Source organism: Streptomyces sp. NPDC037083 (assembly GCF_055606485.1).
In genome coordinates this window covers 237,056-251,476 of sequence record NZ_JBVJSQ010000011.1, presented here as the reverse complement: position 1 = coordinate 251,476, position 14,421 = coordinate 237,056, and the positions used below count along the sequence as shown (strand labels likewise).

Here is a 14,421-nt window from a genome sequence, read left to right as displayed (position 1 = left end):
GCAAGGGCCTGCCTGGGGGGAGGAACGGGTCATGAGAGTCAGCGTTTTCGGGCTCGGCTACGTGGGCTGCGTGTCGGCCGCGTGCCTGGCCAGCATGGGGCACGAGGTCATCGGGGTGGACGTCAACCAGGTGAAGGTCGACCTGGTGAACGACGGCAAGGCCCCGGTGGTCGAGGAGCGGATCGGTGAGCTCATAGCCGAGGTCGTGCAGAGCGGAGCGTTGCGCGCCACCGGCGACGTCCGCGAGGCGATCATGGGCAGTGAGGTGTCGCTGGTCTGCGTGGGCACGCCGTCGGAGCCCAACGGCAGCCTGTGCACCACGTACTTGGAGCGGGTCACCGAGCAGATGGGCGCCGCGCTGGCCGAGCGGGGCGGGCGGCACACCGTGGTGTTCCGCAGCACCATGCTCCCGGGCACCTGCCTGAACCTGCTGGTGCCGATCCTGGAGAAGTACGTCGGCGGCACGGCCGGCGTGGACATCGGGGTCGCGGTCAACCCGGAGTTCCTGCGCGAGGGCACGAGCGTGCGGGACTTCTTCGACCCGCCCAAGACCGTCATCGGCGAGCTCGACCAGGCGAGCGGCGACGCGGTGCGGGCGCTGTACGACGGCCTGCCCGGCGAGGTGTTCCGGGTGCCGATCCCGACGGCCGAGGCGATCAAGTACGCGGACAACGCGTTCCACGGCCTCAAGATCGGCTTCGCCAACGAGCTGGGCGCGGTGTGCCAGGCGCTCGGGGTGGACTCGCACCAGGTGATGGACGTGTTCCTGGCCGACCGCAAGCTGAACATCAGCCCCGCCTATCTGCGGCCCGGCTTCGCCTTCGGCGGCTCCTGCCTGCCCAAGGACCTGCGCAGCCTGGTCCACGCGGCGCAGCGGGCCGACGTCTCGGTGCCCATCCTCGCCCACGTGCTGCCCTCCAACTCCGACCATCTGCAACGCGCGGTGGAGCTGGTCGAGCGCACCGGCAAGCGCCGGGCGGGCCTGTTCGGGCTGTCGTTCAAGCCCGGCACCGACGACCTCCGCGAGAGCCCGCTCGTCGAGCTGGCGGAAAGACTCTTCGGCAAGGGGTACGACCTGAAGATCTACGACGCCAACGTGAGCCTGTCCCGGCTGCTCGGCGCGAACCGCGAGTACATCGAGACCCGGCTGCCGCACCTCGCGCAACTGCTGGCGGATTCCGTCGAGGAGGTGCTCGAGCACGCCGAGGTGTGCCTGGTCGGGACCAGGGATCCGGCCGTGCTGGCGGCGCTGCCCCACGGCGACGGCACGGTGATCGTCGACCTGATCCGCCTTCCCGACGCCGAGACGCGCCAGGCCGAACCCGGGTACGTGGGCCTTGCCTGGTGACGCGACCGGCGGCGCCCGGCCGGCCCGGCGCGCGCTGATCCTCGTGGAGAACCTGTCGGTGCCGTTCGACCGGCGGGTGTGGCAGGAGTGCACGACGCTGCGCGACGCGGGCTGGGACGTGCACGTCATCTGTCCCCAGGGGAGCAAACGGGACACGGAGCCGGAGGCGGAGATCGACGGGGTGCGGATCCACCGCTACCCGTTGCGCGCGGCCACCGGAGGGCCGTCCGGCTATCTGCGGGAGTACGGATCGGCGTTGTGGCACACCGTCAGGCTGGCCCGGAAGGTCGGCCCGGTCGACGTGGTCCACGCCTGCAACCCGCCCGACCTGCTGTTCCTGCCGGCCCTGTGGATGAAGCGGCGCGGAGCGCGGTTCGTCTTCGACCAGCACGACCTGGTACCCGAGCTGTACCTCTCCCGGTTCGCCCGCGGCGAGGACCTGCTCTACCGCGCCGTGTGCGCACTGGAACGGATGACCTACCGGGCGGCGGACGTCGTCCTGGCCACGAACGAGAGCTACCGGGACGTCGCGGTGCGCCGCGGCGGCCGGCGGGCGTCGGACGTCTTCGTGGTGCGCAGCGCGCCCGACACCGACCGGTTCCGTCCCGTGCCGCCCGAGCCGGAGCTGAAGCGCGGCAAGCCTCATCTGCTGTGCTATCTCGGCGTCATGGGCCCGCAGGACGGCGTCGACTACGCGTTGCGGGCTCTCGCGAAGCTGCGCGACGAGTTCGGGCGGACCGACTGGCATGCGGTGTTCGTCGGCGCCGGCGACACCTTCGACGCGATGGTGGAGCTGTCCCGGCGGCTCGGCCTCTCGGAGCAGGTGGAGTTCACCGGGCGCATCCCGGACGCCGACCTGGTGCGCTACCTGTCCACCGCGGACGTGTGCCTCTCCCCCGACCCGCACAATCCGCTCAACGACGTGTCGACCATGAACAAGGTCCTCGAGTACATGGTGATGGGCCGGCCGATCGTCTCGTTCGACCTGCGGGAGGCGCGGGTCTCCGCGGGTGACGCGGCCGTCTACGCGCCCGCCAACGACGAGGCCGAGTTCGCGAAGCTCGTCGCAATGCTGCTGGACGATCCGCAGAAGCGGGCCCGGATGGGCGAGATCGGTCAGGAGCGGATCGGCGGTCCGCTCTCCTGGCGGAACTCCCAGCGCTCGCTGCTGGCCGCCTACGCCGCCGCCTGCCGTGACCGGGCTCCGGTGACCGCGCGCGACCCGGACCCGGCAGGGGAAGGCCGCACCTTTGAGCGATGACACGATACGCCTGGTCACCATCGGGCGGATTATCCGTCGGCGCTGGCGGCTGCTCACCATGTTCGCCCTGGTGGGCGCGCTCGTCGGATACGGCGCCTCCCTGCTGTTCCCGCCGCGCTACACGACCTCGGCATCGGTGCTGCTGCCGGGGACGTGGGAGGAGCGCGAGCTGCTGACGCAGACGGAGGTGGCGACCAGTTCGGTGGTGGTCGACCGCGCAGCCGCCACGCTCGGCTGGACCGGGGTGAGCGGCAGCGACCTGCGGGATCAGGTCAGCGCCAAGGCCACCGACGGGAACATCATCAAGATCTCCGGCACGGCCGACACCCCGGAGCGTGCACAACGGCTCTCCGACCAGGTGGCCAAGGAGTTCGTCTCCTACGCCACCCGGATCGCGAGCGACAGCGCCGACCCGGAGGCGGCGAAGGAGCTCGCCGCGCTTCGGCAGTCGGTGGAGGACACCAACCGCCGCATCAGCAAGCTGGCCGACGCGACCGATCCCGGGCAGACGGTGGAGAGCGTGCAGACCCGCACCGAGCTGGAGAAGCTGCGCACCGCGCTGCGGGAGGCCATCAGCACCATCAAGCAGGCCGACCCGGTCGACGACGAGGCGAAGAACATGGTCGTCATGGGGTCGGCGGCCCGGCCGACCGGCGAGGCGCCGCCGACGAGGACGCAGCTCATCGCCGGCGGAGCGCTGCTGTTCCTCCTGTTCGCGGTCATCGGCCATCTCACGGCCGCGCGGATGAGCCGCCGGCTGCGCGGCGAACCGGAGATCGCCGCGGCGCTGGGCTCGGCGCTGCTGGGTACCGTCGACGTACCCGTCGAACGGCTCACGCACCGGCCGGAGGGCCGTGGCCCGCGGGCCTGGACGCGCCGGCTGTTGGGTCTCGACGTCCGGTGGGACATCCCGGCCCCGCAGACGTCCGGCGACGAGGCCAGCAGGCAGATCCGCTACCGGCGGGTGTGCTCCCGCCTCCGGGACCAGCGGCCGGCGCCGAAGCGGCTGCTGGTCGTCTTCCCCGAAGGGGACGAGATCGCCCGCCGGGCCGCCGGACAGTTCGTCGTCGAGGCCGGGAGCGATCCGGTGCTGCGCGCGGTGGCGGTCTCGGTGTCCCGCCCGATGGTGCCGGACCGCGGCCACGAGTCCGGCGCCCTGGTCGTGGTCAGCGTCGGCAGCTGGACCGCGGCGGAGCTCGCCGGCGTCGCCGAGGCGTGTGCGGACGCCAAGCACGCGGTCCTCGGCGTCGTCCTCGCCGGTCCGGTCCGTGCGACGCGGTCCGCCGACCACCCGCGGCATGCCGCCGTACCGGCGCTCGCGAGCTTCGACGGCGAACTGGACGAAGCGACAGGAGCCACAGGGTGACAACGAGTACGACCGCGGAGTCGTCGGCCGCCGCCCCGCTGCTGGATCTCCAGGCTCTGGTGGCGGCGGTGCGCAGGCGGCGCCGTGTCTGGTCGTCCCTCGCGCTGCTGGGGCTGCTCGTCGGCGCGGCGGTGGCGTTCCTGCTGCCGCAGCCGCCGACCGCGGTGACCAAGGTTCTGGTCGCGCACGAGGAGGACCAGCCGAACGACCCCGGAACGCTGATCCGCACCGACGTCGCACTGCTGCAGACCACACGGATCGCCGACCGGGCCCTGAAGTCCCTCGGGTCCCGGGAGAAGGCCGGCGACTTCATGCAGGACTACAGCGGTACCGGTCTGACCAACAACGTGCTGCAGATCACCGTCACCGGTGACAGCGACGCGGAAGCGGTCGCCCGCGCCAAGGCGTTGGCCGACGCGTTCGTCGCGGACCATGTGAAGCGGATACAGGAGGCCTCGAAGGCCGAGGCCAAGGCCCTGCTCGACCAGCGTGACCAGCTGAAGGCCCAACTGGCCCAGGTCAACAAGGCGATCGGGGACGGAACCGAGTCGAGCGGGCCGGGGTCGTCGGCGGACCTGGAGTCCCTCTACGCCCGCCGGGCCGAACTCACCTCGCAGATCACCGATTTCAGCCAACGGGCCGCGGAGGCGAGCATCGGCACGCCCCGGCTCGTCGCCGGCACGCAGATCGTGGACGCCCCGTACGCGGTGCGGCACTCCCTGCCCAAGGCCGCTGCCACCGACGCCGCGATCGGGCTCTTCCTCGGGCTCTTCCTCGGGCTCGCGGTGGCCGCGGTCGGCGCGGTGGTGGCGGACCGCCCGGTCCTGCGTCGGGAGATCGCCGCGAACCTCGGGGCCTCGGTCATCGTCGAGCTGCCCCACCGGCCGGGCGGGCGATGGCAGCGCCGCCGGGTCCGGGCGGCACGCGAACGGCTCACCACGTCCCTGGCCCGGACCGTGCGCGGCTCCACGGAACCCGTGTCGCTGCTGGAGCTGGGCTGCGCGCGCAACACGAGCGTGATCGCCCTGGACCTCGCCAGGGCACTGGCGGCGGAGGGGCCGGTGGTCGTCGTCGACGGTCTGCCCGGCCGACAGCTCGCCGGCCGCCGCCCGAAGCCGGGGGACCCGGCCGTGGTCACCGGCGAGCGTGCCGCGGCCGTGCCGCCCGAGGAGCGCCGGCTCGGCGTCGGCTCGGTGGCGCCCGGCGCGGCGTGGACCGACCTCCAGTACCTCGGCACCCGGACCGTGCTCGTCGTGCGTGCCGGGCACGGCAGCGCCGCGTGGCTGCACACCGTGGCACGGCAGCTCGCGGACCAGCGCATCGCGGTGATCGGTGTGGTGCTGATCGACCCCGACCCGCGGGACCGGACCGACGGCACGCTGTGGAACGGGCTGCACACCGCGCTGCGCGGCCACAGCGAGCGGCCGGTCCGGCAGAACGCCGGGGGTGCCTCCCACGCCGTTCAGGCAGTGGGGGAAGGACGGCGGGGGACGGAGCGGCCGCCGATGTGGGCGGCACGGGTCCCGGACAGCGACCAGGAGGCGCGGTAGCACATGTGTGGCATCGCAGGCACTTACCGATGGCCGGACGGGAAGGTCGTGACCGACCGGCTCACCGAGACCCTCGCCCACCGCGGTCCGGACGGGGCGGGCCGCTACGGTCACCCCCTCGGCGACGGCGAGGTGCAGCTCGGGCACCGCCGGCTGGCCATCGTCGACCTGTCCGAGACCGGTGCCCAGCCGATGGTCTCCGGCGGCCTCGTCCTGACCTACAACGGCGAGTTGTACAACGCGCCCGAGCTGCGTGCCGAGCTGGCGGCCGCCGGGGTGCGCTTCCGCGGTACCTCCGACACCGAGGTGCTGCTCGAGGCTTGGCGCCGCTGGGGCACGGACTGCCTGCCCCGGCTGCGCGGCATGTTCGCGTTCGGGATCTTCGACGAGCGCACCGGTGAGCTGGTGCTCGCCCGCGACCAGCTCGGCATCAAGCCGCTGTTCCTGCTCCGGCGGGGCGAGGGTCTGGTGTTCGCATCCGAGCTCAAGGCGCTCGCCGCCGTGACCGGCGGATCGCTGCAGGTGGATCACGGGGCGCTGGTGGCCTCGCTGCTGTACTACTGGGTGCCGGACTCGCGGTGCGCGTTCCGCGAGGCGGAGAAACTGCCGCCGGGGAGCTGGCTGCGGTGCCGGCCCGACGGCCGGGTGGAGCGCGGCCGGTTCTGGAACCTGCGGGACGTCGCCGCCGAGGGCGCGGAGCGCGCCCGCGGCGGCGAGCAGCCCGATCTCGCCGCCGTCGTCGAGGAGTCGACCCGGCGTCATCTGCTCTCCGACGTGCCCGTGGCGACCTTCCTGTCCGGCGGTCTCGACTCCAGTTACCTGACCGCGCTGGCGGCCCGCGACCGGCCCGGCATCTCCGCCTACACGATCGGGTTCCGCGCCGAGGACGCCAGGTTCGAGGCGATGCCGGACGACCTGCGCTACGCCCGGCAGGTGGCCGAGCGGTTCGGCGTCGACCTGCACGAGATCGAGATCGCTCCGAACGTGCTCGACCTGCTGCCGCAGATGACGTACCACCTGGACGAGCCGATCGGCGACCCCGCCGCGATCAACACCTTCCTGATCTGCTCGGCGGCCCGGGAGGCCGGGGTCAAGGTGATGCTCTCGGGGATGGGCGCCGACGAGCTGTTCGCCGGGTACCGCAAGCACCTGGCCAACTTGCTCGCGCTGCGCTACCAGCGCGTCCCGCGGCCGCTGCGGCGCGTCCTGTCAGGGGGCGTGGACCGGCTGCCGGTCGCGACGGCCCGCCGGGGCTACCGGTCGGTGCGCTTCGCGAAGCGGTTCCTCTCCTTCGCCGAGCTGCCGGAGGAGACCGCGTTCCGGCGCAGCTACACCATGTACGACCAGGACGAGCTGCTCGCCCTGCTCGATCCCGACCTGGCCGGGACGGTCGACGACGTGCTGACCGAGCACGCGGACGTCTACCGGGACAACGACCTCGACGACTTCGTCAACCGCATGTGCCTGGGCGACGCCCGGATGTTCCTGCCGGGCCTGAACCTCGCCTACACGGACCGGTCGAGCATGGCCGCGTCGACCGAGGTGCGGGTGCCGTACGTGGACGTCGAGGTGGTCAAGGCGGCGTTCACCGTGCCCGGCGACCGCAAGATCGTCGGACGGCAGGGCAAGGCCGTCCTCAAGGAGGCGGCGACCTCGGTCCTGCCCCGGGAGATCGTCTACCGGCCCAAGGGCCTGTTCAGCGCCCCGCTGCGGGCCTGGATGAGCCGGGACCTGGCACCGCTGGTGCGCGAGGTGGTCAACGACGGCGAGCTCGTCCGTTCCGGGTTCCTGCGCCGCGACGCGTTGGCGCGCATGGTCGCCGAGGACGCCGCCGGGCAGCAGGACTTCTCCAAACATCTGTGGCATGTGCTGACCCTCGAGTACTGGTATCGCGGCGCGACCTCCGGGTCCGGCCAGAACTCTCCCTGACGGCGTAGAGACAAGAGGACTTCGGGTGAAACAGGTCGTGCAGAACTACAAGAGCGGTGAGCTGGCGCTGCTGGACGTGCCGGTGCCGGGGTGCAAGCCGGGCGGTGTGCTGGTCCGCACCGCCTACTCGCTCATATCCACCGGGACCGAGCTCATGAAGGTGTCCGAGGCCGGCATGTCGATGCTCGGCAAGGCCCGCTCCCGGCCGGACCAGGTGGCCAAGGTCGTGCAGAGCGTGGCCACCAACGGGGTGCCCGCCACCTACCGCAAGGTGATGGGCAAGCTGGACTCCTACACCCCGCTGGGCTACTCGCTGTGCGGGGTGGTCGAGCAGGTCGGCGCCGGCATCGACGATGTGAAGGTCGGCGACCTCGTGGCCTGCGCCGGCAACGAGCACGCGTTGCACGCCGAGCTCAACTGGGTGCCGAAGAACCTCTACGCCCCGGTGCCCGACGGCCTCGCGCCGCGGGACGCGGCCTTCGGGACCGTCGGGTCGATCGCGATGCAGGGCGTCCGCCAGGGCGAGCCACAGCTCGGCGAGGTGGCGCTGGTCATCGGCCTCGGGCTGATCGGGCAGCTGGTGGTGCAGTTGCTGACCGCCTCGGGCGTCCGTGTCGTCGGGGTCGACCCCGACCCGGCGCGCTGCGAGCTCGCCGAGCGGCTGGGGGCCGCGGCCTGCGGCGACCCCGCGTCCGCGGCCGTGGAGGCCGCCGTCGCCGAACTCACCGACGGTCACGGCGTGGACCAGGTGTACCTGGCCGCCGGCGGCGGCAGCAACCAGCCCGTCGAGCTGGCCGCCCGGCTCTGCCGGGACCGCGGCCGGGTCGTCGACATCGGCAAGTGCCGCCTGGACCTGCCGTGGAACGCGTACTACGAGAAGGAGCTCGACGTCCGGTTCTCCCGCAGCTACGGCCCCGGGCGCTACGACCCGGAGTACGAGCTCGAGGGGCGGGACTACCCGATCGGCTACGTGCGCTGGACCGAGCGCCGCAACCTGGCGTGCTTCCTCGATCTCGTCGCCCGCGGCCGCGTCGACGTGGAGCCGCTGGTCTCCCACGTCGCCGACTTCGACGCCGCCGTCGAGACGTACCAGAGTCTGAAGGACGGCGGACTGAAGGCCGTGGCCGTGCTGTTCCGGTACCCCGGACACGCGGCCGAGGCCGCAGCCGAGGCCCCGGTGGTGGCCGTGCCCGCGGTGAAGCGACCCGGCGGCGGGGTGTCCGCGCCGGTCCGGGCCGCCAGGACGCCGGTGCGGCTGGCGTTCGTCGGCGCGGGGAACTACGCGACGTCGATGCTGTTGCCGCACCTGGCACAGCGCGACGGCGTCGAACTGTCGACGGTCGTCACCACGACGGCGCTGTCCGCGGCCAACGCGCAGCGCAAGTTCGGCTTCGCCGAGGCGACCACCGATCTCGACGCCGTGCTCGGCGACAAGTCCATCGACGCGGTGTTCGTGGTCACCCGGCACAGCTCGCACGCCGAACTGACCCGAAAGGCGCTGCTGGCCGGCAAGAGCGTGTTCGTGGAGAAGCCGCTGGCACTCACCGAGGACGAGTTGGCCGGCGTGCTCGCGGCGGTCGAGGAGTCCGGCAACGACCGGCTGCAGGTGGGCTTCAACCGCCGGTTCGCGCCGCTGCTGCAGGAGGCCAGGAAGCGGTTCGGCGCCCGGACCGGGCCGGCGAGTCTGCGCTACCTGGTCAACGCGGGCCGGCTGGCGCACGGCAGCTGGTACCTCCAACAGGGCGCCGAGGGCTCGCGGTTCGCGGGCGAGGGCGGGCACTTCATCGACACGGCGAGCTGGCTGCTCGAGGCCGACCCGGTCTCGGTGTACGCGGTCGCCGCGTCCGGCAACGAGGACCTGCAGGTCGTGCTGCGCTACCCGGACGAGTCCACCGCCACCATCAGCTACGTCACCACCGGCGCGCCCGGCTTCCCCAAGGAGACGCTGGACCTCGTCGCGGACGGCAAGGTGCTGCGGCTCGACGACTTCGTCCGTGCCTCGGTGTACGACCGCAAGCGGTGGGTCAGTTCGCGGCTGCCCAAGGCCCGGGACAAGGGACAGTCGGCCGAACTGGCCGCGTTCGTCAAGGCCGTGCGGACCGGCGGGCCGATGCCGGTGCCGCTGGAGTCCCTGGTCGCCACCACGGCGGCCACCCTCGCCGTGCAGGCCGGCCTGGCCGGCGGCGTGCCGGTGACGTTGGCGGGGGCGCGATGACCGTGAACTCGGGGAGTCCGGGCTGGTACCTGCGGCGGCTGTCCCGGATGGGACCGCAGGAGGTCGGCGGCCGGGTGCGCGACGCGGTGCGCAGGCGGCGGTGGCGGTCGGCGCGTCGTCCCGACTGCCCGAGCGTGACCGGCGCGCGGTTCACCGCGGTGCTGCCCGCCGGGGCGATCGCCGCGGTGCCGCCGGACGCCGCGAAACGTCTCGTCGCCGAGGCGGACCGGCTGATGGCAGGGCACGCCGAGTACTTCGGGGTGGACCGCGACGACCTGGTCGACCCGGACTGGTGGTACGACCCGAAGACCGGGCGGCGGGCTCCGTGGGGCTACGCCTTCGACGTGCCGTACCGCGACGAGGACGCCGTCGGGGACATCAAGCAGATCTGGGAGCTGTCCCGGCATCAGTACCTGACCGTGCTCGCCGCCGCCTACGCGGTCACCGGGAACGAGCGGTACGCCGAACGCGTGGCCGAGCACCTGCGGTCCTGGTGGGCGGGCAACGCGCCGCTGCGCGGAGTGCACTGGACCAGCGGCATCGAGTTGGGGATCCGGCTGCTGTCCTGGGTGTGGATCCGCCGGCTGCTCGACGGCTGGCCGGGCGCGGCCGACCTGTTCGAGGACAACCCGGTGGCGCGGAACCAGATCTGGCACCACCAGCGCTGGCTGGCCGCCTTCCCCAGCCGGGGGTCCTCGGCCAACAACCACGTCATCGCCGAGGCCTCCGGGCAGTTCGCCGCGGCCTGCGCGTTCGGGTGGTTCCCCTCCTCGGCGCGCTGGCGGGCCGACGCGCTGCGCTCGCTGGAGCGGGAGCTGCGCAGCAACACCTTCGGCTCCGGCCTCAACCGTGAACTGGCCACCGAGTATCACGGACTGGTGCTGGAGCTCGGCCTGGCCGCGGTGGCCGAGGCGGATGCCGCGGGCGTGCCCGTCCCCGCGTCGGTGCGGCTGGTGCTGCTGCGGATGACCGACGCGCTCGCGGCCGTCGTGGACAGCCGGCTGCGGCCGCCGCGCCAGGGGGATGCGGACGACGGGCACGGTCTGGTCGTGGACGGTGCGGGCACCGACCGCTGGGGCTCGCTGCTGGCCACCGGGGACGCCGTGTTCGGCCGGCTCGCCTGGTGGCCGACCGTGACCGGCACCGATGTGCGCACGCCGCTGCTGGCCGCGCTCGTCCGGCCGTACTCGAAGAGTGGAACCGCACCGGCGGTGTCCCGCCCGGCGAGCAGGCCGTCCCACTTCGCCGACGCGGGCATGACCATCCTGCGTGGTCCGGCGGGCATCTGGTGCCGCTGCGACGGTGGTCCCCACGGGTTCCTGTCCATCGCCGCGCACGGCCACGCGGACGCGCTGTCCGTGGAGGTCCGGCACGACGGGGTCGACGTGCTCGCCGACCCGGGCACGTTCTGCTACCACGGGCAGCCCGAGTGGCGGCAGTACTTCCGGTCGACCCTCGGCCACAACACCCTGCAGCTGGACGGCGCCGACCAGTCCGTCTCCGGCGGGCCGTTCCTGTGGACCCGGCACGCCCGCAGCCGCGTCCTGGTCGCGGACACGTCCGACGCCGCCGACGGGGGGACGGCCCGCTGGTGCGCCGAGCACGACGGCTACCGGCCCTCCGTGCACCGCCGTCGGGTGGAGCTGACGGCCGCGACGCAGGAGCTGAGGGTCGTCGACGAGGTGCGCGGCCCGCGCCGCGCCGTGCGCCTGGCCTTCCACCTCGGTCCGTCGATCGCCGCGGACCTGGCGGGCAGCCGGGCGGCGCTCACCTGGACCCGGGACGGCGTGGACCGCTCCGCGACGCTCGACCTGCCCGGGCAGCTGAGCTGGCGGGCGCATCGCGGCGAGAGCGACCCGCCGCTGGGCTGGTACTCCGCAGGCTTCGGGCGCAAGGAACCCGCCACCACGCTGGTCGGCACCGGCTTCATCGATGGCGCGGAGGGTTTCACCACCGTGCTCAGGTTCCACGGTTAGGGAGGGGAGGGCGCGTGGTGATCAAGTGGCGGCACCGGGCGTTGTCGGCTGCACCGCTGGCGCTGGCCCTGCTGGCGGCGACCGGCTGTGACAGAGGCACGACGGACGCGACGCCGAAGCCGACCGCTGCGCCCTCCGCGTCCGTGGCCCGAGTGTGCGCCAAGCCCGCCGCCGGCCCGGCGAAGGCCCCGGCGGGCGCGGTGACGGTCGACCCCGCGGTGCCCGGTGACCTGGCCGCGAAGACCGAGAGCAGTCCCCCGCACACCACCTTCTGGCTCCGGCCGGGCACGCACACGCTCATGTCGGACCGCTACGACCAGGTGATCCCCAAGGAAGGGGACGTCTACGTCGGGGCGCCGGGCGCGGTGCTCGACGGCCGGAAGAGCAACCACTACGCGTTCGGCGGCGCCGCCCGGGACGTCACCATCCGCCACCTGACGGTGCAGAGGTTCGTCGCGCCCCGTGACGAGGGCGTGGTCAACCACGACTCGGCCGACGGGTGGGTGATCGAGCACGCGACGATCCGGAACAACTCCGGCGCCGGGCTGATGGCCGGCGCCCGCCAGCAGGTCCGCGCCAGCTGCCTGCGCGACAACGGCCAGTACGGCATGAACGCGTACAAGGCCGCCGACGGCATCAGCGGCCTGGTGGTCGAGGGCAACGAGATCGTGGGCAACAACACGGACGACTGGGAGCGGCAGCGGCCGGACTGCGGGTGCAGCGGAGGCGTCAAGTTCTGGGCCGTCAACGGTGCGGACGTGCGCGGCAACTGGGTGCACGACAACCGCGGAACCGGGCTGTGGGCGGACACCAACAACAACGACTTCCTCGTCGAGGACAACCTGATCGAGGACAACGACGGTGCCGCGCTGATCTACGAGATCAGCTACAACGCGGTCATACGGAAGAACACGATCCGGCGGAACAACTGGGTCGAGGGCCGCGGTTACGCGGCCGCCGGCGACACCTTCCCGTTCGCGACCGTCTACCTCTCCGAGTCCGGGGGCGAACCACGGATCCGCGCCCGCACGAAGAAGATCGAGATCTATCGGAACGTGCTGGAGAACAACTGGTCCGGGATCACCCTGTGGGAGAACGCCGACCGGTTCTGCAACAGCCCGGCCAACACCTCGTCCGGCGACTGCACGTTGCTGGTGAAGGACACCGACCGCTGTGTGCAGCCCGCGATCGCCGGCGGACCGCTCTACTCCGACTGCCGGTGGAAGACCCAGCGGGTGGACATCCACGACAACCGCTTCGTGCTGGACAAGTCCGTCGTCGACTGCACGGCGAAGTGCGACCGGATGGGGGTGCTGTCCAACTACGGCACCTATCCGGACTGGTCGCCGTACCAGGGCGAGCGGGTGGCCGAGGCGATCACCGGCGAACAGCACAACCGCTGGCACGACAACGTCTACGTCGGACCGTGGACCTTCGTCGTCCACGACGCGAGCCGGACGGTCGGCTTCAAGAAGTGGCAGGACACCCCGTACCGGCAGGACGCGGGCAGCACCTTCCGCGCGAAGGCCGGTGGTTGAGATGGGCACGGACCACACGTCGAAGATCGTCGGGACGGTCTGGGGGCTGCTCGTCCTCAACACCCTCGGCTCCGCCGGGGCGAGGACCATCGTCCCGCTGCCCCGCTCCCTCATCCAGATGGTCACCATGGGCGCGCTGGTCGCCGCGTTCGCACTGGCGCTCGTGGTCAACCCCCGGGTGCGCATCCGGGCCAGCGCCTACGTGTTCCTGCTCACCCTGCTGCTGGTGCCGAGCCTGATCTCCAGCGTGCACCAGGGGGCCGGGCTCGGCGCGCTGTTCCGCTGCGTCCGGCTGGCGCTCTTCGTCGGCACACTGTGGCTGCTCAGCCGTTGGTGGGACGGCGGCCCGACGTTCGTCCGGCACCACATCCGGATGTACTTCGCGGTGCTCGGGTCGGTGGCCGCCGGCCTGGTCGTCTCACCGGGCGCCGCCCTGCCCGACCTCTACGGCGGGCGGCTGGTGGGCGCGTTGTGGCCGCTCACCCCGCCGCAGATCGGACAGTACGCCGCGGTGATCATCGGGCTCACCGTGCTGCTCGTCCTGGGCCGCCGGACCGACCGGACCAGCGCGGCGGTGGTCATCGTGCCCTCCCTCGCCCTGCTCGCGCTGACCCATACCCGGACGGCCACGCTCGGCCTGATCATCGCGCTGGTGCTGGCGATCACCTCCCTCGTCCTGACCAGCGCCGCCGCCCGCCGGCTCTTCTCCTGGGCGGTGCTGTGCGCAGCGGTGGCGGCGGTGGGGTTCAGCTCCGCTCTCCAGGCGTGGTTCCTGCGCGGGCAGAGCCAGGAGAACTTCGCCAGCCTCACCGGCCGGGCCAAGGTCTGGCACGCCCTGCTGGCGGCGCCCCGGACGGCAACGGAGCACCTGTTCGGCACGGGCCTGGGCGACAAGTCGTTCGGCGGGCTCCCGATCGACAACAGCTGGCTGGCGGTCTACAACGAGCAGGGCGTGACCGGCATCGCCCTGGTGGCGGCGATCATCATCGTGCTGGGCGGCGTGGCGTTGCTGCGGCCGCCGTCGCTGTCGAGGGCCTGCGCGATCTTCCTGATCAGCTACTGCGCGATCGCGTCGTACACCGAGGCCGGGCTGGGCGACGCCTCGCCCTATCTGCTGCACCTGGCCGTGGCCGCCTCGCTGCTGGCGGCGCCCGCCGAGGAGGCCGCTCCCCTGCCGGTGCCCGAAGCCCCGCGGCGACACGTCCCGCGCTGGGCCCAGAGAACGGAGGTGACCTGAG

9 protein-coding genes are annotated in these 14,421 nt (G+C 72.4%); all 9 read left to right on the top strand.

From position 1 onward, the window contains the following. The first annotated feature begins 31 nt into the window (after nucleotides 1-31). The 9 genes from ACZ7DE_RS28025 to ACZ7DE_RS27985 are packed head-to-tail and all read left to right on the top strand — an operon-like array spanning nucleotide 32 to nucleotide 14,420. Entirely contained in the window at nucleotides 32-1,348 is a 1,317-nt protein-coding gene (locus tag ACZ7DE_RS28025) for a nucleotide sugar dehydrogenase (protein ID WP_470765871.1), read from the top strand. Continuing rightward, the gene (locus ACZ7DE_RS28020; protein WP_470765869.1) at nucleotides 1,338-2,609 is read left to right on the top strand and encodes a glycosyltransferase family 4 protein; all 1,272 of its coding nucleotides are present in this window, start codon (nucleotides 1,338-1,340) and stop codon (nucleotides 2,607-2,609) included. Before ACZ7DE_RS28025 ends, ACZ7DE_RS28020 begins: the two co-directional genes overlap by 11 nt. Continuing rightward, complete coding sequence (locus ACZ7DE_RS28015; RefSeq protein ID WP_470765867.1) at nucleotides 2,599-3,975, top strand: Wzz/FepE/Etk N-terminal domain-containing protein; 1,377 nt, start codon at nucleotides 2,599-2,601, stop codon at nucleotides 3,973-3,975. The genes ACZ7DE_RS28020 and ACZ7DE_RS28015 overlap by 11 nt, the downstream gene beginning before the upstream one ends. Then, nucleotides 3,972-5,525 (top strand): Wzz/FepE/Etk N-terminal domain-containing protein, encoded by a 1,554-nt coding sequence (locus tag ACZ7DE_RS28010; RefSeq protein WP_470765865.1) that lies wholly within the window; start codon nucleotides 3,972-3,974, stop codon nucleotides 5,523-5,525. The genes ACZ7DE_RS28015 and ACZ7DE_RS28010 overlap by 4 nt, the downstream gene beginning before the upstream one ends. 3 nt (nucleotides 5,526-5,528) lie before the next feature. Next, nucleotides 5,529-7,454: an asparagine synthase (glutamine-hydrolyzing) gene (asnB, locus tag ACZ7DE_RS28005; RefSeq protein WP_470765863.1), complete on the top strand. Its 1,926-nt coding sequence runs from the start codon at nucleotides 5,529-5,531 to the stop codon at nucleotides 7,452-7,454. A 25-nt stretch (nucleotides 7,455-7,479) separates the two neighbouring features. After that, a complete protein-coding gene (locus tag ACZ7DE_RS28000) occupies nucleotides 7,480-9,669 on the top strand; it encodes a bi-domain-containing oxidoreductase (protein ID WP_470765861.1) in 2,190 nt (729 codons plus the stop codon). Further along, the gene (locus ACZ7DE_RS27995) at nucleotides 9,666-11,645 is read left to right on the top strand and encodes a heparinase II/III family protein (RefSeq protein ID WP_470765859.1); all 1,980 of its coding nucleotides are present in this window, start codon (nucleotides 9,666-9,668) and stop codon (nucleotides 11,643-11,645) included. The genes ACZ7DE_RS28000 and ACZ7DE_RS27995 overlap by 4 nt, the downstream gene beginning before the upstream one ends. 14 nt (nucleotides 11,646-11,659) lie before the next feature. Further along, complete coding sequence (locus tag ACZ7DE_RS27990) at nucleotides 11,660-13,183, top strand: right-handed parallel beta-helix repeat-containing protein (protein ID WP_470765857.1); 1,524 nt, start codon at nucleotides 11,660-11,662, stop codon at nucleotides 13,181-13,183. A gap of 1 nt (nucleotide 13,184) precedes the next feature. Further along, on the top strand, nucleotides 13,185-14,420 hold the full coding sequence (locus ACZ7DE_RS27985) for an O-antigen ligase domain-containing protein (RefSeq protein ID WP_470765855.1): 1,236 nt from the start codon (nucleotides 13,185-13,187) through the stop codon (nucleotides 14,418-14,420). Nucleotide 14,421 lies beyond the last annotated feature (1 nt).